18 protein-coding genes are annotated in these 17,638 nt (G+C 44.3%); 14 read left to right on the top strand and 4 right to left on the bottom strand.

Translation table 11 applies throughout. From position 1 onward, the window contains the following. Window positions 1-4 precede the first annotated feature (4 nt). Window positions 5-1,402, bottom strand: a complete 1,398-nt coding sequence (locus B9Y59_RS05875; RefSeq protein WP_054323065.1) for a Sapep family Mn(2+)-dependent dipeptidase — start codon at window positions 1,400-1,402, stop codon at window positions 5-7. Window positions 1,403-1,702: 300 nt separating this feature from the next. Between B9Y59_RS05875 and B9Y59_RS05870 the strand changes: the two genes are divergently transcribed. The 6 genes from B9Y59_RS05870 (at window position 1,703) to B9Y59_RS05845 (ending at window position 7,862) form a co-directional block, all read left to right on the top strand. Beyond that, the gene (locus B9Y59_RS05870) at window positions 1,703-3,256 is read left to right on the top strand and encodes a Ppx/GppA phosphatase family protein (protein ID WP_085532331.1); all 1,554 of its coding nucleotides are present in this window, start codon (window positions 1,703-1,705) and stop codon (window positions 3,254-3,256) included. Between the two features lie 56 nt (window positions 3,257-3,312). Continuing rightward, on the top strand, window positions 3,313-5,439 hold the full coding sequence (locus B9Y59_RS05865) for an RNA degradosome polyphosphate kinase (protein WP_242967264.1): 2,127 nt from the start codon (window positions 3,313-3,315) through the stop codon (window positions 5,437-5,439). A gap of 169 nt (window positions 5,440-5,608) precedes the next feature. Further along, window positions 5,609-6,685, top strand: coding sequence for a 6-phosphofructokinase (locus B9Y59_RS05860; RefSeq protein WP_085534531.1), 1,077 nt, complete (start codon window positions 5,609-5,611; stop codon window positions 6,683-6,685). A gap of 20 nt (window positions 6,686-6,705) precedes the next feature. Further along, window positions 6,706-6,954, top strand: a complete 249-nt coding sequence (locus B9Y59_RS05855) for a hypothetical protein (RefSeq protein ID WP_054323066.1) — start codon at window positions 6,706-6,708, stop codon at window positions 6,952-6,954. 208 nt (window positions 6,955-7,162) lie between these two features. Next, on the top strand, window positions 7,163-7,525 hold the full coding sequence (locus B9Y59_RS05850) for a helix-turn-helix domain-containing protein (RefSeq protein ID WP_307862865.1): 363 nt from the start codon (window positions 7,163-7,165) through the stop codon (window positions 7,523-7,525). Then, window positions 7,485-7,862, top strand: coding sequence for a TnpV protein (locus tag B9Y59_RS05845; protein WP_002595212.1), 378 nt, complete (start codon window positions 7,485-7,487; stop codon window positions 7,860-7,862). The genes B9Y59_RS05850 and B9Y59_RS05845 overlap by 41 nt, the downstream gene beginning before the upstream one ends. Window positions 7,863-8,186: 324 nt before the next feature. Here the strand turns inward: B9Y59_RS05845 and B9Y59_RS05840 are convergent, their stop codons facing one another. Further along, window positions 8,187-9,344: an IS91 family transposase gene (locus B9Y59_RS05840; protein WP_085534529.1), complete on the bottom strand. Its 1,158-nt coding sequence runs from the start codon at window positions 9,342-9,344 to the stop codon at window positions 8,187-8,189. After that, window positions 9,334-10,224 (bottom strand): tyrosine-type recombinase/integrase, encoded by an 891-nt coding sequence (locus tag B9Y59_RS05835; protein WP_085532329.1) that lies wholly within the window; start codon window positions 10,222-10,224, stop codon window positions 9,334-9,336. Before B9Y59_RS05835 ends, B9Y59_RS05840 begins: the two co-directional genes overlap by 11 nt. Window positions 10,225-10,649: 425 nt before the next feature. Between B9Y59_RS05835 and B9Y59_RS05830 the strand changes: the two genes are divergently transcribed. From B9Y59_RS05830 to B9Y59_RS05815, 4 genes are all read left to right on the top strand, one after another. Continuing rightward, window positions 10,650-11,306: a phosphatase PAP2 family protein gene (locus B9Y59_RS05830; RefSeq protein WP_015541261.1), complete on the top strand. Its 657-nt coding sequence runs from the start codon at window positions 10,650-10,652 to the stop codon at window positions 11,304-11,306. Window positions 11,307-11,328: 22 nt separating this feature from the next. Then, window positions 11,329-11,946: a helix-turn-helix domain-containing protein gene (locus B9Y59_RS05825; RefSeq protein WP_035393372.1), complete on the top strand. Its 618-nt coding sequence runs from the start codon at window positions 11,329-11,331 to the stop codon at window positions 11,944-11,946. 288 nt (window positions 11,947-12,234) lie between these two features. Then, a complete protein-coding gene (locus tag B9Y59_RS05820) occupies window positions 12,235-13,077 on the top strand; it encodes a tyrosine-type recombinase/integrase (RefSeq protein ID WP_015514772.1) in 843 nt (280 codons plus the stop codon). Between the two features lie 2 nt (window positions 13,078-13,079). Then, a complete protein-coding gene (locus B9Y59_RS05815; RefSeq protein ID WP_230322190.1) occupies window positions 13,080-14,255 on the top strand; it encodes an IS91 family transposase in 1,176 nt (391 codons plus the stop codon). A gap of 360 nt (window positions 14,256-14,615) precedes the next feature. Here the strand turns inward: B9Y59_RS05815 and B9Y59_RS05810 are convergent, their stop codons facing one another. Next, window positions 14,616-15,422: a helix-turn-helix domain-containing protein gene (locus tag B9Y59_RS05810; RefSeq protein WP_085532328.1), complete on the bottom strand. Its 807-nt coding sequence runs from the start codon at window positions 15,420-15,422 to the stop codon at window positions 14,616-14,618. Between the two features lie 483 nt (window positions 15,423-15,905). On the opposite strand from B9Y59_RS05810, the gene B9Y59_RS05800 reads away from it, so the two are divergent. From B9Y59_RS05800 to B9Y59_RS05780, 4 genes are all read left to right on the top strand, one after another. Next, window positions 15,906-16,094: a hypothetical protein gene (locus B9Y59_RS05800; RefSeq protein WP_002304353.1), complete on the top strand. Its 189-nt coding sequence runs from the start codon at window positions 15,906-15,908 to the stop codon at window positions 16,092-16,094. Then, on the top strand, window positions 16,091-16,432 hold the full coding sequence (locus B9Y59_RS05795; RefSeq protein WP_085532326.1) for a DeoR family transcriptional regulator: 342 nt from the start codon (window positions 16,091-16,093) through the stop codon (window positions 16,430-16,432). Before B9Y59_RS05800 ends, B9Y59_RS05795 begins: the two co-directional genes overlap by 4 nt. Then, window positions 16,425-16,721, top strand: a complete 297-nt coding sequence (locus tag B9Y59_RS05790) for a DUF3847 domain-containing protein (RefSeq protein ID WP_085532325.1) — start codon at window positions 16,425-16,427, stop codon at window positions 16,719-16,721. The genes B9Y59_RS05795 and B9Y59_RS05790 overlap by 8 nt, the downstream gene beginning before the upstream one ends. 377 nt (window positions 16,722-17,098) lie before the next feature. Then, the gene (locus B9Y59_RS05780; RefSeq protein ID WP_085532321.1) at window positions 17,099-17,599 is read left to right on the top strand and encodes a hypothetical protein; all 501 of its coding nucleotides are present in this window, start codon (window positions 17,099-17,101) and stop codon (window positions 17,597-17,599) included. Window positions 17,600-17,638: the final 39 nt, after the last annotated feature.

Genomic DNA, 17,638 nt, shown 5'->3' with positions numbered 1-17,638 from the left:
GCCTTCAGTCATCCACCGCCATGTGGTACATTGCTTCTAAACAGATCTGTGCATGCAACATAAACCGGTCGATGTCAATGTTTTCATTCGTATTGTGGAGCCGGCGGTCCGGCTCATCCGGGAAAAAGGGGCCGAAGGCGACGCCTTTCCCTCCAAGTTCGCGTGCATAGGTCCCGCCGCCTGTGGAATAAAGCGGTGCAGGTTCGCCCATAAATGCTTTATATGCATTTTGTAAAAGTGCAATAAACGGACGGTCCTCCGGAAGAAACAGCGGTTTCATATGCCCGCCTTCTTCTGAGAACACATCCTCAGCGCGTGCCGTTTTTTGAATGGTCTCAATCAGAGCAGCGCCATCCGTTGTCACGGGATAACGAATATCGATTGCAGCCGTACACAAAGACGCATCCGCATGCACAAGCCCTAGATTCAGCGTCAAGGGACCGGATTCTGCATCCTGCTGTTGAATCCCCATGGACGAGCCATCCAATTCGACCCCAATATGTTTCTGTAAGAAGGCCGGAAGAGTGCCCAATTGTTCCTGCGTAAACACTTCAAAGAGCAATGCCAGCAAATGGGTAGCGGCATTAAACCCTTCTTGTGGCTGCATCGCATGAGAAGCAGTCCCTGCCGAAGTAATACGCGCCCCTTCATCCGTCTCTTCCATTGTAAAACGTCCCTCTACAATCCCGATTGCAGCGCGCAAACGTTCCCGGTCGTCCCGTGTACACGCTACTTCCGCACATGCACCGGCCGGTACCGCATTGACCACCGTTCCGGCAGTAAAACTCTTTAACACCGTCGAGTCGTTCGGTGCAGAAAAATTCATGCGCAAAATGCCCTTTTCCCGGTTACAAACTCCATATTCTGAATCCGGCGTAAATCCCATCACCGGCATAGGTTCCTTCTCAAAATAGCGCTCCAGATCGTCGCTCCCGGTCTCCTCGCCGGCGCCAAAGATCGTACGGATACGGCGCTTTGTCACTACCTGTTCATCCTGTAAAACCTTCAAGCAGTACAGGGATACTACAGCAGCCCCTTTATCATCCGCCACACCGCGGCCAAAGTACTGATTGCCGATCTTAGTCATTGTAAAGGGATCGGTATCCCATCCATCGCCCGCCGGAACTACATCCACATGGGAGAGTACTGCCGCGATCTCCTCGCCCTCTCCGTACTCTGCGTGGCCAGCATAGTTTCCGACATTCCGAGTCGGAAATCCCAATTTCTCCGCAATCTCTAAAATGCACTGAAGTGCCTGCGCCGGCGCAGTTCCAAAAGGCTTTCCAGGTTCCGCTTCCCCACGCACGGAAGGAACCGCAATCAAACGGGCCAAATCAGCAAAAATCTCATCTTGATATTTTAAAATCTTATTTCCAAAATGCAAATTACTCGCTCCTTTCATTCCATTTGCATCCATTATACCATAAAGCATTCCCAAAATCAGGAGAAAATGGATTTTCTATCCCGCATTTCTTTAAAAATCTTGTTAAAGAGGCCGATCTTTGCGAAGAAACTTGGAATCCTATATTGCTGAACAGACAAATATTTGGTATAATTAACTATAAATTACCGATAAGTTTTTCATATTACCATAGCAAGACGCCGGAAACTTCTATGCATACCACGGCGTCATTCCTGTTCAATCCTTCTCCATCGGAATGGCATATTCCTATGTTTGAAACTATGAGTAGGTGGTGTACAAATGAACAAAAAGAAGGGCGGAAAAATTGCCGCTGTGATCGACATTGGTTCCAATCTGTTGAAAATGCGGATTTGCCAGCTCCGAAAAGGAGAGATCATCAGCCTTGACCGCCTGCAGTATCCCCTCTGTCTGGGCCATGAAGTCTTTACCGGAGGAAAAATCAGTTTTGAAAGCTTGCGTGAGCTTTCCAGTATTTTGCAGGGATACAGCGAAATCATGGCAGAATACGGTACAGATCAATATAAAGTGGTCGCTACTACAGCCCTGCGAGAGGCGAAAAACAGTGCCTACGTTTTGGATCAACTGAAGATTCAAAACGATATGACGGTTGAGATTTTAGAGGATGGTCAGGAAAAGACACTGATCTATTCGGAAATTCTCGCCAGCCTGCGAACGATGGCTCCGCAAAAGATTGGCAATGCGCTGATCTCTTACATCGGTGCGGGCACCATTGGGCTGTCCGTCTTCGACGGCCAGAACATGGTCTTTTCGCAGAACGTCCCTATGGGGGCGTTAAAGCTTCACGACATGCTCGGAAGCATCCAGGAGGAAACCGACTCATTTTACGTCGTAGTTGAAGAATATCTGGATTCTATCATCGGACGCATCCGCCTCCCCCAACCGGAGGGGGGGTTCGAAAGCTTGGTGCTCACCGGCAATGAGATCGAATTGATCGCCAAAATCTGCGGAATTGAACCCGAAAATGGCCGGTATATCATCAAAGCAAAACAGATCAAAAACCTGTTCAAGGAGGTCCGTTCCCTTTCCAAGGAGAAAATCAGCGACCGGTTCGGCATTGAGGAAGAGGTTGCCGAGCTGCTCTATTCGGCGTTGGCTATCTATGTCCGGTTGATGCAGTTTGTCAAAGCGGATTATATCATTGCACCAAAGGTAGACCTCTGGTTTGCCCTCATGAAACAAATGCTGATTCCCAAGAGTGCAAATGAATACGCAGAGCATGTGCGCATCAACGCTCTCTCCTGTGCCAGGGCGATGGCCCGCATTTACAATGTCAACGAACGTCACACAGAGAACATCTGTAAATTTGCATGTAAGATTTTTGACAAGATGAAAGGAACGCACGGTCTGGACCGGCGCAAGCGGTTGCTTTTAGAGCTCGCCGCCATTATGCACGACTGCGGTCACTATGTCAACGCGAAAGAACATCTCTCCAGTTCCTTCGACCTCTTAAAGAATATCGATCTCTATGGAATGACCGCCGAAGAAATGCGCATCATCGCATATATCGCACGGTACAACGAATACGATGTACCCAATTATGACGGACTCGAGTTCATTCGGCTTCGGGAATCTACGAGGCTGGTCATTTCCAAGTTGGTGGCGATTTTCCGCTTGGCAAATGCATTGGACAAATCGCAGAAACAAAAACTCGACGATATTAAAGTGCGCCTGGATAAGGACCGCCTGTTGATTACAGGAGAAAGCAACGAAAACCTCTATCTTGAAAAATGGGCATTTGAGCAGACGGCCCCCTTCTTCAAGGAAGTATTCGGTATCAAGCCGGAATTGACCATCAAGTCCACGATGATCTGAGCGATCTTCCCCTGGTTACGCAGGGGTGAATACTATAAAAAAGGCTGCGTGGTTTTATGAACGAAAAAAATGAAAAAATGGATAAGCAGCGGCTTCCCTTTATCAATCGGGAATTGAGCTGGATGGATTTCAATGCCCGTGTCCTGGAAGAGGCCTTTGAAAAGGAAAATCCAGTTATGGAGCGAATCCGCTTTCTCTCGATCACTGCTTCCAATCTGGACGAATTTTTCATGGTGCGTGTGGCCGGTGTGAAAGAGCAGGTGGAATCCGGCTATAACAAGCCCGATTTTTCCGGGCTGACGCCTGCAAAACTGTTGCCACAACTGAATACAAAAATCTATGGTTTCTCCGAGCGGCAGTATTCCTGCCTGCATCGGTCCATTGTCCCTGCACTCAAGAAGAATGGCATCCTCTTCGTAACGCCGGACGAGATGAACGAAAAACAGACCGCCTTCATCTCCGATTATTTTGACAAAGTCCTATTTCCTGTGCTTACGCCACTGGCTGTGGACCGCAGCCGTCCCTTTCCCTTCCTGGCAAATAAAAGCCTGAATTTGGCAGTCCGCTTAAAAAGCAAAAAATCGGAGGAATCCTATTTTGCAGTGGTACAGGTTCCAAGCATCCTTTCTCGCTTCTTGGAAATCCCCTGCGCGGAAGGGCGCATGTTCGTTCTTCTCGAAGATGTGATTACCTATAAGCTGGAATCGTTGTTTGAACTCAACGAAATCCAAGCAAGCTGTCCTTTCCGCATTACCCGTAACTCCGATTTGGAGATCGACGAGGAGGCGGAAGATCTTCTCAGCGAAATTAAAAAGTCAATCAAGCGGCGCAAGCGCGGCAAGCCTGTGCGCCTGGAGCTGCTCCAGCGCTGTGACAAGGAAACCAAAGAATTCTTAATCGAAATGTTGGAAATCCAAAAGAGTGAAATCTACGAAGTCCCCGGTCCGTTGGATTTGACCTTCCTTTCAAAATTTGCTAACCTTCCGGGATGCGAGCAGCTTTGCTTCAAACCGATTAAACCGGTCTATCCGCCGGCAGCATTCTGGGGTTATGATGACATGTTTGAGGCCATTCGTGACAAGGACCGCATGGTGCATCATCCCTATGAAAGCTTTGAATGTGTAGTGGATTTTGTCCGGCAGGCGGCCGAAGACGAAAATGTGTTGGCAATCAAACAGACGCTTTACCGCGTAAGCGGACACTCTCCGATTGTTGCCGCATTGATCCGGGCCGCAGAAAATGGCAAACAGGTCACCGTCCTGGTTGAGCTCAAAGCGCGTTTTGACGAGGAGAACAACATTCTTTGGGCGAAAAAATTGGAAGAAGCCGGTTGCCATGTCATCTACGGTTTGGCAGGTTTAAAGACACACTGCAAAATTCTTCTGGTGGTACGCCGAGACGAAGATGGAATCCGGCGGTATCTCCACATGGCTACCGGAAACTATAATGATTCAACCGCTAAAATCTACACGGACATCGGCGTTTTCACTTGCAAAGAACCATTCGGGCGGGATGCCTCTTCCCTGTTTAATGTGTTGACCGGGTATTCCCTTCCGCCGGAATACAACAAATTTGCAGTTGCTCCCCACGGTTTGCGGGAATTCTTCGTGCGGATGATTCAAAAAGAGATCGACAACTCTTTGGCTGGCCTTCCCTGTGGGATTACTGCCAAGGTCAACTCCCTGGTGGACCCGGAAATGATTGAATTGCTCTATCAGGCTTCCCAGGCCAATGTCCCGATTCGTCTAATTGTGCGCGGGATTTGTTGCTTGGTGCCAGGGCTTCCGGGCATCAGCGAAAACATTACAGTGATTAGCATCGTGGGGCAGCTCTTAGAGCACAGCCGTATTTTTAAATTCGAAAATGCCGGGAATCCTAAAATTTATATGGGCAGCGCCGACTGGATGCCCCGCAATTTAGACCGTCGTGTCGAGCTAGTGTTCCCCATTGAGGATGAGGATTTAAAAGAACGTGCCTTTGACATTTTGGAGACCATGTGGAACGACAACCTCAACGCGCGAATGCTTCGTTCCGATACCACCTACGAACATATTGATCGACGTGGAAAGACGTCCCACAATTGTCAAGTAGAATTCTCTGCCATGGCACAAAAGGCTGTGAAGGCCTTGCAGGTGCCGGACGCTTCCAAGCCGTATAAGCCCATTCGCAGTACGGCAGAATAAGATAGCCTTTGCCCTTGAACGGGAGACAAAATGCATCCCTCTTTCTGTGGAGGGTATGGAAAAATCTTTGTACTCTGCTATTCCTCTTGGGATTTGCAATGTCAGCAAGACATTTTTCCTTCGGAATTTCGGCGTAATAAAAAATGATGTAAAAAAGGATGTGGCTTTCATGAAAAGAATTGGTATTTTGACGAGCGGCGGAGACTGTCAGGGCCTCAACGCCTCCATCCGCGGCGTTGCAAAAGCGCTGTATGAAGAGTTTGGCGATAATGTGGAAATCTATGGCATTAACGACGGTTACCGCGGCTTGATCGAAGGCAATTACAAGCGCATGAAACCGGAGAATTTCTCCGGCATCCTGACGCTCGGCGGCACAATTTTAGGCACTTCCCGCCAGCCATTTAAGCTGATGCGCGTCATTGACGAGAACAGCGGCGATAAGGTCAAAAATATGAAAGACAACTATAAAAAAATGAAGTTGGATTGTTTGGTCATTTTGGGTGGCAACGGCACGCATAAGACTGCCAATCTGCTCAGCGAAGAGGGTCTGAATGTTGTGACGCTTCCAAAAACCATCGACAACGATGTCTGGGGAACCGACATGACCTTTGGCTTTTACAGCGCCATGAATATTGCCGCAAACGTATTGGACTGCATCCATACCACCGCTACTTCACACGGGCGTGTATTCATTGTGGAGATTATGGGTCATAAAGTCGGCTGGCTCACCCTATATGCAGGAATCGCCGGCGGCGCCGACGTCATCCTCCTTCCAGAAATTCCGTACGACATCGACAGTGTGGTCAAAACCATCCGGCAGCGGAATGAATCTGGCAAGCGTTTTTCCATTCTTGCTGTAGCGGAAGGGGTTATGTCCAAGGAGGAAGCCAAACTCAGCAAGAAGGAATTCAAAGCTGTACGCGCAAATATGGCATACCCCTCGATTTCTTACCGTCTGGCAAAAGAGATTGGCGATAAGACCGGGCAAGAAATCCGTGTAACAGTACCCGGACATTTTCAGCGCGGCGGCAGTCCATGCCCCTATGACCGTGTACTTTCCACACGTTTCGGCGCTGCAGCGGCAAAGCTGATTGTACAAAAGCAGTATGGCAACATGGTCGCATTGCAAAATGGACAGATTGTCCCCGTGCCGCTGTCGGAGGTCGCTGGCAAGCTCAAAACCGTTCCAAAGGACTGCGACGTCATCCAGACCGGACGGGATATTGGCATCTGCTTTGGCGACTGATCGCAGAGGAGGTTTTCATCTTGTTTGATTTGGAAAAACACCATAAGTTTTTAAAGATTCTCGGTGCAATCGGAATGACAGCTGCTGCATTAGGGGTTCTACTCACTGCGGTAAGCGGTTGGGTGATTTGGAAATGGGTCCGCTGCATGGATACCGTACAGAAATCCTTACCTACTATAAAAAAAGCGTCTGCTTTATATATTGAAAGGCACGAAAAGGAGCTGGACGATGAATATTGCACCGACGATAGCGACTGTATCCCCTTTTAAAGTCTAAAATTTTTCTAAGCATGAGAATCGCATCCCATACAAAAATTTGTAAGTTGCGAATTCTTTCAATAAACTTGAAAAGTATAGCCAAAAGAACTACAACGGAAATGAGGGTATCCTTAAGCCAGTTTATGGCTAATTAAAGGGAACAAAAAGAAAGGAAAAGCACAATCCAGACGGTATCAGCGGCAGGATACAAGAATAAATTGTGATTACACAAGATTGGTGTTATAATAAGAGAAAAGTTCCTGCCGGGGCAGCCGCCCCGGTGGTATGGGTAGAAAGGCAGGAAAACAATATGCACATCAGCTATAAACCACTCTGGCACACACTGTTAGAGCGTGATATGAGAAAAGAAGATTTAAGGCTTGCCGCTGGTATGACAACGAATATGATTGCCAACATGAGCAAAGAGGGAAAGCACATCAGCATGGACACATTAGCCCGTATCTGTGAAACGCTGAATTGTGAGATTACCGATGTGATTGAGTTAGTACCAGACGAGCCTGCTTCCACAGGAGGTAAGGAACATGAGCGAATTGAAACCAAGAATAACGGAAAACGGAATTGATTATATCCTTGTCGGAGATTACTACATCCCGGACTTGAAACTGTCGGAAGAACGCCGCCCCATCGGAAAGTATGGACGGATGCACCGGGAATATTTAAGAGAAGTCCACCCAGCCAGATTGAACACATTGATACTGACCGGAGAATTGTGGACATATCTTGCAGACCTGAACGAACAGGCACAGGAACGGTTAGACACTATCATGGAGCAGATGAAAGCTGCCGAGGGCGTGACCGAGGACTTGAAGCGTACCCGTCAAATGGAATGGGTGCAGCGGTGCAATAATATCCACAACCGGGCAGAAGAAATTGTTTTGCATGAGATGATTTATTCATAACGGTATGATAGAATGATTATGACAAATTGATACGTGAACAATCGGCGTCAGGACAGAGAAAAACACAGCTTACCATCTTTTGATAGCTGCCCTTTTCTCTGGACTGCACACCGATTTTTACCGATTGAACAAAATCGCGTCACTTCAGCCGATACAGTATGGAGTTTCAATCGATTTCCTTCTTCTTGATTTTACCAAAGATTCTATACATTGGAAACTGATTCCATCATATATTCAAAAGTAGTAACCTGTCTTATCGAATGAAGGGTGCACTTAATAAGCCTTCATTCAGACGGCTGTTTTTCAGTATTCAAATTCCTTCGCTCAAGTCAACATGTAGTGTCCTCGAAGCGACAGCGAAAGAAGATTTCCTCCACAGGCTTCACACTTACAGATATCCTTTTTGTAAAGGAGCATCAGCTTCTCCGCACAGGTTTTGCCGCGGAGTTTTGAAATATATTGAATGCCGTTGAGAAGCTTCCGGCAGTGAGTCATCTTTTCTTTCTTGTTCCTACAGGAAAGCAGGCCATAGTGGCGAATTCGGACAAAACCTTTAGGGAGTACATGCATCAGAAACATTCGCAGAAACTCTGTTCCTTTGATGGTTTGCTCGATATATTTACCACCATTTTTGTAATCCTTTACAAGATAGGTAACAGTCTCATCTGTCATACTGACGATTCTACGATTGCTGATAGCGATACGATGAGTGTAACGGCCAAGGTACCGGATCACAGAATTAGCTCCATTGAATGCCTCTTTCGTATATACAACCCAGTTCTTTTCGTAGAGGGAATTCAGTAAAGCTTTGAATTCATAACGATTTTTTAAATGTGCAGCTGTTCCATGATACTCAAGTTTTTTATCTTCCCAGAGTTGTTTCAGTTCACGAAGATAATACTTTCTGAAGACGGCAGACATGACCTTAACCGGAAAGAAAAACTTCTTTCCTTTATCCTTCCACTTGTTTGCAGCATCAAGTCCACCGCCGAGAACAATGGTGTGGAGATGAGGATGATAATTCATTCTGGAGCCCCAAGTATGAAGTACACAGATATATCCAATCCTTGCTCCAAGATGTTTCGGATCCGCAGACAGCTCTGTCATTGTTTGATGTGCTGCATGGTACAAAGCATCATAAAGGAGTTTCTGATTTGAATAAATCAGGGAATATAATTCTTCTGGAACTGTAAAGACTGTATGAAAGTATGGAACATCCAGTACATTTTCCTGCTGTTTGTCAATCCATTCATCGACCTCCATTCCTTGACACATGGGGCAGTGACGGTTCTTGCAGGAATTATAATGAATATATTTCTTGTGACAGCTTTCGCATTCGCTTAAATTGGCTCCCATTTCAAGAGTATGGCATTTGGAGATACACAGTGCCGTTAGTTGCTGTTGAGGAGAAAAGTTGTGTGTCTCACAGTATTGCGGAAGAAATCGATGGAATATATCCTGAATGGTGATATCATGATTCATTTGCATCACCTGCGTTTCTCTTAGCTTTACGCCCCCGTTTTTTCTTGACAGGATGATCAAGCGGACTCTTTATTCCCATAACAGTTTTATTGGATATGTGAATGTATACCTGTGTTGATTCCAGACAGCGGTGTCCAAGCATTGCTTGTACATAGTTGATTGGGACACCTTGCTCAATCATGTGACTTGCAAAGGAATGTCGAAGCGTATGCGGATGTGCTTTAATGCTCGCTGTTTTTCCAACTGCCCTGAGCATGATTTCAACACCACTCACTTTTAGTGGCTCATGCGGAGCATCTAAAGAAACAAAAAGGTACTCTCTTTTTACCGGATAACTTCTCCAGTATTCCTTTAGTAAATCAAGGGCTCTTTCTGAAAGAATTGTCCATCTGTCACGATGATTCTTCCCTTTGGAAATATATACCTGCATAGTGCTCATATAGATATCTTCAGGTCTAAGAGAAACAAGTTCTCCTACACGCATTCCAGATGAATAAAGCAGGGCAATGATTGCTTTGTTACGAATTTCGGTTGCAGAATCGATTAACTTTTCAATTTCTTCAAGAGAGAGCACTTTCGGAAGTTTTACATCCAATCGCATTCTTGGAACAATGTCCTGATCCCATGGGATGTGTAAGACATGTTTGTATAGGAAACAAATGGAAGAATTATAAAAGTTGCAGGTTGCAGATGAAAGACCAGAATTACGTTTTTCCAGTATAAATGATCTGGCATCCTGAAGAGATAAATCTTCCATCGATTTATAGCCTGTCCACTTCATAAAGTGATGTATGTTGTTGATATAGGTATCTGCAGTCCGGGAGGACCTGTTACGAATCAGGCATTCCTCTCTGAGCTTGTTAAAATATTTTTCGTACATAATAAACCTCCATGAGAATAGTAACGTTAATGAGTCACTGCCATCATGGAGGTCCACGTAACAAAGATACCCTCTTGTAAAAAAGAGATTCTGGTGTTATTCTATTCATGGCAGTGTTAATGGTGATCCTGTTCGATTGTTATTTTGTGGTGATTTAACAATACTACTTTTAGGACTCATTATCTACTGCCTTTTTTATTAAAGAGAAAACTGCGCCACAGCCTTCACAGGCCATCGCGCAGCGATTTAGTTCAATCGAAATTTGTAGGAATAGGTATTCAGGAAAATATACAGAAAATCACGCATTTGTGGGGATGATACGAATCGTGTCATACATGTGAAAGAGCGATTCTTGCGTCATTTTACGCTTTTTGATAAGGTGAAATCGTCGAAAAGACAAACCAATATAGAAAGGACGTATAATGATGAAAAAGAATGGAAAACAAGTTTTATTTTTAGGAGGTATATTTATTATAGCGTTTGCAATATGGACAGCTTTGATCCAGATGGTAGACGTGCAGCCACTGGGGCAGAATGCAACGAATATTGGATTTGCAACATTCAATTGCTGGTTTCATCGTTTAACAAATGTTAATATGACAATTTATACGATTACCGATTGGATGGGTCTGATTCCTTTAGTTGTATGCCTGATTTTTGCAGGTATTGGACTGGTTCAGTTAATAAAGAGAAGAAGTCTCTTCAAAGTGGATCCCGATATCATTATCCTGGGAGTTTATTATGTTATAGTGATACTGGCATACTTCATTTTTGAGATCATCCCAATCAATTACAGACCAATTTTAATCAATGGAATTATGGAGGCTTCTTATCCTTCTTCAACGACTCTACTGGTATTGTGCGTGATGCCGACTTTGGTTGAACAGATCCAGCGAAGAATGTCATGTTCTACATTGAAAAGAATCATAACGATTCTAGCAATCGCTTTTTCTGCATTCATGGTTATCGGCAGATTGATTTCCGGAGTACATTGGTTTACGGATATTGTGGGTGGTGTATTGTTAAGTGCCGGATTATTTACTGTTTATAAGGCAGTAGTTATGCTAACAATAAAAAAGTGAAATAAAAAAGGAGGTGAAGGAGGTGGAATTCCATGAAAAGCTTCAGGAATTAAGAAAGAGCCGAGGTTTGACACAAGAAGAACTAGCCGAGGCATTATTTGTTTCAAGAACTGCAATTTCAAAATGGGAATCCGGAAGAGGATATCCGAGCATAGATTCATTAAAGGAAATATCCAGATATTTCTCTGTGTCCATTGATGAGCTGTTATCCGGAGATCAGTTGGTTTTGATTGCTGAAAAAGAAAACAAGTCAAATCTCAATGGTCTATGTGACTTGTTATTTGGATTTACCGATTTGCTCTCTTTGATGCTTATTTTTCTTCCATTGTATTCCAAACCGGTTGATGGATATATCTATTCAGTAAGTCTTATTGAGTATGTAGATAATGAAATTTGGATTCGTATGACATACTGGGGTCTTTTTATCGCATTAACGATTATTGGAATTGTGAATATTTTAATGGTCAATTTCAAATTTGAAAAGGGAAAAAAGGTGATTACTTTTTTGTCTGTAGGGCTTAGTATTATTACTGTTTTGTATCTGGCGATTGCGAGAGAACCATATGCAGTAACAGTGGCTTTTCTGTTGTTACTTATAAAAGGAGGTCTACTTTATAAACGAGCTATGGCCGGTCGATAAGGAGTTGAGCCATACAAATTCAAGTTGAACAAAATCGCTGCGCGATGGCCTGCCAAGGCTATGGCGCAGTTTTTCTTTACACTTTAATAAAAAGCAGTGGAAACCAAGTCCTACAAGTAGTATTGTTAAGTCACCACAACCAACAATCAAACAGGATCGACATCCCCACTGCCTATGATAAGAATACCATTGAGCTGCCTTTCTGGCAAGCAGTTTTATTATGCTAATGCTCCTCCATGTAAGCAGTGTTTATACATTTACGATTTACTTTACATGGAGGATTTTATTATGTACGAAGAAATTTTTAATCAGATTAGATCTGCTGCGAATAAACGGAATCTCAAGGATTCCACAATTCATGCATACTGTACCAGTGTTGCTCATTTTTTGAACCACACAGCCAAGGATATAGATGCATTAACAACTGACGATGTTGATACATTCCTAACTGAAAAGAAACTTTCCGGGATTTCACCAGAAACATACAATCACTACCATTCAGGAATCCGCTTCTTTTACAAAAAAGTATTGAAGATGAATTGGGATGATGATGACATACCTCGTATGAAAAGGGACAGAAAGTTACCAGCGGTGCTTACAAAAGCAGAAATATCAGCTATTCTTGATGCTACACCAAATCTGAAGCATAAAGCTATGATCGCTACTATGTATTCAGGTGGACTTCGTGTTTCAGAAGTCACACACCTTCATTATGATGATATTTCACGCACGAACAAAACCATACACATCCGCGATGGAAAAAGCCGATCTGACCGTTATACTTTGCTTGCAGACCGGACGCTTGAAATATTGACAGAATACTGGTTTCAATGTGGCAGGCCAAGAGGGATTCTGTTCCCAAGTTCATGGACAGGGGATTATCTTACAAAAGATAGTGTCATTCAATTTTTTCGTGAAAGCGCCGAAAGAGCAGGCATTCAAAAACACGTCTCCACACATTGTTTGCGTCATAGTTTTGCAAGTCATCTGTTTGAGTCAGGCTGCGATATAAAATATATTCAGGCTCTTTTGGGACATCGTGATCCAAAATCAACAGAGATTTATCTGCATGTAAGCAATAAAACTCTGCTTGGTATTAAAAGCCCATTTGATGAGATGGGTGGTGAATGATTATGGATAAATCATGTACGATACAGGATGTATTTGAACGGTTCTATCCTTCCTATGAAAAGAGGAGTAACCCTCCTGCTCATCACAGAAAAACGGCTTATCACATCAGAAACTGTAAAACAGGAGTTTTTGGTGTAAACATCAGTGTTTGTGAGGACTGCGGATGTATCAGTGTTCACAACAACTCCTGCAGAAGCAGATGCTGTCCCATGTGCCAGGAGTTTCCGAAAGAGAAATGGATTGATGCACAAAAAGAGAACGTATTGGATGCACCCTATTATCATGTAGTATTCACAGTTCCTGAGGAATTGAATTCCATTATTTACAGCAACCAGAAGCTGTTATATGATGCACTGTATCATGCTGCTTCAGCCACATTGAATGAATTGTCAAAAGATGCAAAGTATCTGGGAGCTGATATAGGGTATATCTGCATTCTTCATACCTGGGGCTCTGCAATGAATTATCATCCTCATATTCATACCATTGTTCTTGGAGGTGGGCTTGATGATGAAAATAAATGGAAAGACACAGGTGGAAATTTTTTTCTCCCATATGGTGTCATCTCAAAAGTGTTCCGTGGAAAATATCTGGATGAGTTAAAAAGCCTGTGGAATGATTCTAAGCTTAAATTTCATGGTACAGCAGAGAAATATCAGAACAGCTATCGTTTTAAAGAACTTCTTGATAAGTGTTATGAAAAGAACTGGGTCACTTACTGTAAAGAAACTTTCAATGGTGCACAGTCGGTTATCAATTATCTTGGAAAATATACCCACAGGATAGCAATCAGTAATCATCGAATCAAATCCATGACGGATACGACAGTTACATATGCAGTAAAAGACTATAAAAACGAAGGCCACTGGAAAGAGAAAACAATTTCAGGAGAAGAATTCATCCGTCGATTCATGATGCATGTTCCACCCAAACGATTTGTCAGAATCCGGCACTATGGTCTGCTATCATGTAGAAACAAGAGAAAAAAGATAACTCTCTGCAGAAACCTGCTTGGATGCAAGAAATACATTTCTACATTAAAAAATCTAAATGCAGTAGAAATGATAAAGGTTTTGTATCACATTGATGTATGCAAATGTTCTTCTTGCGGAGGGAATATGGTATCACCCCGCAAAGATAAATACAGTTCTTCTTTTCATGCACATATGAGATGTTAAAATCTACAATTGCATAGAATAAATGGCTTCCGCATAGGAGGTTTGTTTGTCATGCCTGAAATTGATTTCTTGAATAAAAAAACTTTTACCAAAACACCCAGTATGATAAACTTAAGGAAAAGAGCAACGATTGAATCCCCATAGCTATCGGCTAAAGGGACGCGACTTTGTTCACCAAGGTAAAATCGAAATTGATGTAAACGAAAGGGCAGTTTTTATCAGAACTCAAGGCTGCTTTTTCGTTTACACCAACTCCGATTGTTTCCTTAACAGTTTGTCGTTCTAAAAATTCAACTGAATAATCCCAGCAAAAACCGCTGCTACATGGAAGCCAACAAACCATGCAACAGCGGTTTTTCTTTACCGTTTTTTCCTCTGGCTGATAGGCGTTCCCATTTTCTTTGACTTTTTGAGAATACGAATGAGCCAGCGAAATTCTTCGTCTGACAGATTTTTGTAGTTGATACCAAGCTGCTTGCAGTAAAGGACAACCAGCTTTTCATCCCGGCTGCCCTTGAAATTTTCGACCGCTTCCAGATTTTCTTTCAGTTCATTGGCAACAGTGGTCTGGGGTGCACTCTCACTGTCCTTTTTATGGGCTTCCCGAATATCCCGGATAATGAGGTTGAGGTCATCCAGAACCATGTGGCTGAAATATTCATCATCGCTGATATGGGCGGCTTGTAGCACTTTCAAATGCGGGTCATCTTCGCCGGGGCGATACCGTTCAATGATTTCATGCCGGACGGTATCGACAAGGGCGTTGAGGTTCTGAATCTGCATGGTGGCAATCCCATCCACATAAATCTCAATGTCCGCAAGAAACTTGATAAAATCCTTATGTGTAGCAAGTTCGCACAGCAGACGGTTGTTAATCCGACCGCTTTTCAGAAGTGCTACCATCTCATCACTCAAATGCAGCTCCCTTAATGACGTGTTGATCTCCGCCCGGTTCTCTGTCCGGCAAAAGAGATAATCGAGGGACACCCCATAAAAATCTGCCAGCAGGATAAGGTTGCCATGATTGATTTCCTTATAGTCATCTTTTTCATAACTGCCAAGAGCCGATTTTGAAATACCCGTTTGCTCTGCCAGTTCTTCCAGTTTTAATCCTTTGTTTAATCGTAAATCTTTTAGCCGTTCCTGTATTGTAGTAGCTCCGTTCATTGAAGCAGTTCCCCCTTCTGACAACATTTATAACCGTTGAATTGATTATACCATATCAATTCCGCAATCGTGGAAATTTCTGATTTTTACCCCTAATTCCTACTTTGTGGACATACGGCATAGGGCACAAAAATGTTCTATGATACAGGTAGTTCATCGATGGATTATTCCAATCGAATGACCAGCCTGTGTGGGATATGCTTCCCCGGCGATGTAGTGCCATGACTTTTGGCAGGGATATGGAGGAACCCTTACCAAAACGAGCATACCAAAGGGAGCGATACGCCGCTGTGAGATTCAGGGGAGGAACGACACCGGGGAGAACTGGCGAACTGACACCGAAATGATACCGAAACACGACAATCTGATAGGGGGATAGTCTACCCTATCGCTGATACTTCGGGAGATTTTAGGCGGCTCTATGGCTGTAATTTTGCCGAAAATCGCCCCGAAACCATACACGAAAACGGGAGGAAGCGCAATATGCCGAGAATGAGCAAAAAGAGGAAGCATGAGCTTTCTTTTTACCTCAATGACCGGGGGCGTGTCACTTACAACGAATTATGCCGGAAATGCCAGCATGGGTGCAAGCAGAGCTTCCGGGCGGTTGTGATTGACTGCCCCCGTTATTTATCCAAACGAGCAAAGAAAAAGGAGGAACACACCGAATGAATTTTGAATTTATGACGATAGACACACCATTGCCGCCCTGTATGGCTTTTCCAAGAGCGTTGACAGGGTTTCCAGTCAGCAGCACCGCAAAGGTCATGTACTGCCGGATGTTGGACGCTATGCTCTCCAATGGGCAGGAGGACGAGAACGGAATCCTGTTTGTCTGCTTCCCTGTCACAGCCATTGCCGCAGTCCTGTCCCGCAGCGCTATGACGGTCAAGCGTTCTTTGAATGAACTGGAAAACGCCGGACTTATCATGCGGGTGCGTCAGGGCGTTGGAGAACCAAACAGGATTTATGTGCTGATACCGGGAAAGGAGGACGCTGCCCTTGCCTGATACCTCAAAGCTGGAAAAACTCAATCGGGAGTTGGAGAAAAGCGAAAAGAAACTGCGGAAAGCCATCAATGATGAAAAGGCATTGCAGCACCAGTTAAAGCAGCTTACCCGAAAGGAACGGACGCACCGGCTCTGTACTCGTGGCGGTATGCTGGAAAGTTTTCTGCAAGAGCCGGAACGCCTGACAGATGATGATGTCATGCTGTTGTTGAAACTCATTTTTCACAGGCAGGACACGCAGGAACTATTGAAAAAACTGCTGGAACGGGAGAAGCCGGAACCCCCTTAGTTTACTAAGGGCGCAATTATACACCACCCAGAGGTTGGTGCATTGCGTTCTCCGAAGGCTCCTCGCCGGAGGGCTGTGATTTTCCGCAGTCATGGTCTGCTCCAAATCAAACAGGGGACGCTACGCTTCCCCTGCGCTGGCTGCCGTCAGCTACCCTTTTGTGGACTTGCCATCTGGGGACACCTTGCGTTGCAAGCTGTTCCCAGCCGACAAGTTTCATAAAATATGCTATCTTTTCGATAGCCAATGAAGTATAATGAAGATGACAACAAATCGAAATTGACCGAGCTCTTTGAGCGAGGGATACTTCTTGTCCGAAGGGCAAGAAGGTGGGCGTAAAAAAGATTAGAACAATCGGGATTTGAGGAGGTGTTCATATGAAGAGAGCATTGCTTTTTATTTTCATGACGGTTTGTGTATTAGGAATGTCCGCCTGCAGCAGCAAAGACGCCATGCCAGAAACATCAGATTCTGCCAGCAATCCGGTTCAGAATACAGATATCAGTAATCTGAATGGAGGAAAAATCTGGTCTGAACAAGATATTGTGTCGATGTTCTCTCTTGTGCAAGAAACAGATTGGGAATACATAGACTGTGTTTTAATTCCAGATCATGCTAGTGACCGTGTTGGTGCAGTACTCTTCCGGAACGATAAGGAGCAAACAAGCAATGTTGCGTTCTTTGATGCAGACGGATACTTTCAACAGTATGGCACATATGCAAGAATGTCTGACGAACCTGATTTTCAGTATCTCGGAGGTGGTGCGGTAACATTTAGGCTGGAAACAGAAGATGGTACAATCTATAACTACACGATCACAATCTCGATCGATGACAGTAATGTGAATTTTAAAGCGGAAGATGATTTGCCAAAATAAATTCCAGTTTGTCAGCTTCACATCGGGGCAACTTGCCCC

Source organism: Anaeromassilibacillus sp. Marseille-P3371, from assembly GCF_900169665.1.
Classification (GTDB): domain Bacteria; phylum Bacillota; class Clostridia; order Oscillospirales; family Acutalibacteraceae; genus Anaeromassilibacillus.
This window is presented reverse-complemented; position numbering and strand designations above follow the sequence as displayed.

Excerpts from the sequence above, each read along its gene's own strand:
- B9Y59_RS05795 (WP_085532326.1), top strand. The coding sequence starts at position 16,091 with ATGAATTTTGAATTTATGACGATAGACACACCATTGCCGCCCTGTATG.
- B9Y59_RS05815 (WP_230322190.1), top strand. The coding sequence starts at position 13,080 with ATGGATAAATCATGTACGATACAGGATGTATTTGAACGGTTCTATCCT.
- B9Y59_RS05865 (WP_242967264.1), top strand. The coding sequence starts at position 3,313 with ATGAACGAAAAAAATGAAAAAATGGATAAGCAGCGGCTTCCCTTTATC.
- B9Y59_RS05830 (WP_015541261.1), top strand. The coding sequence starts at position 10,650 with ATGAAAAAGAATGGAAAACAAGTTTTATTTTTAGGAGGTATATTTATT.
- B9Y59_RS05780 (WP_085532321.1), top strand. The coding sequence starts at position 17,099 with ATGAAGAGAGCATTGCTTTTTATTTTCATGACGGTTTGTGTATTAGGA.
- B9Y59_RS05860 (WP_085534531.1), top strand. The coding sequence starts at position 5,609 with ATGAAAAGAATTGGTATTTTGACGAGCGGCGGAGACTGTCAGGGCCTC.
- B9Y59_RS05820 (WP_015514772.1), top strand. The coding sequence starts at position 12,235 with ATGTACGAAGAAATTTTTAATCAGATTAGATCTGCTGCGAATAAACGG.
- B9Y59_RS05810 (WP_085532328.1), bottom strand. The coding sequence starts at position 15,422 with ATGAACGGAGCTACTACAATACAGGAACGGCTAAAAGATTTACGATTA.
- B9Y59_RS05835 (WP_085532329.1), bottom strand. The coding sequence starts at position 10,224 with ATGTACGAAAAATATTTTAACAAGCTCAGAGAGGAATGCCTGATTCGT.
- B9Y59_RS05875 (WP_054323065.1), bottom strand. The coding sequence starts at position 1,402 with ATGAAAGGAGCGAGTAATTTGCATTTTGGAAATAAGATTTTAAAATAT.
- B9Y59_RS05800 (WP_002304353.1), top strand. The coding sequence starts at position 15,906 with ATGCCGAGAATGAGCAAAAAGAGGAAGCATGAGCTTTCTTTTTACCTC.
- B9Y59_RS05870 (WP_085532331.1), top strand. The coding sequence starts at position 1,703 with ATGAACAAAAAGAAGGGCGGAAAAATTGCCGCTGTGATCGACATTGGT.
- B9Y59_RS05840 (WP_085534529.1), bottom strand. The coding sequence starts at position 9,344 with ATGAATCATGATATCACCATTCAGGATATATTCCATCGATTTCTTCCG.
- B9Y59_RS05845 (WP_002595212.1), top strand. The coding sequence starts at position 7,485 with ATGAGCGAATTGAAACCAAGAATAACGGAAAACGGAATTGATTATATC.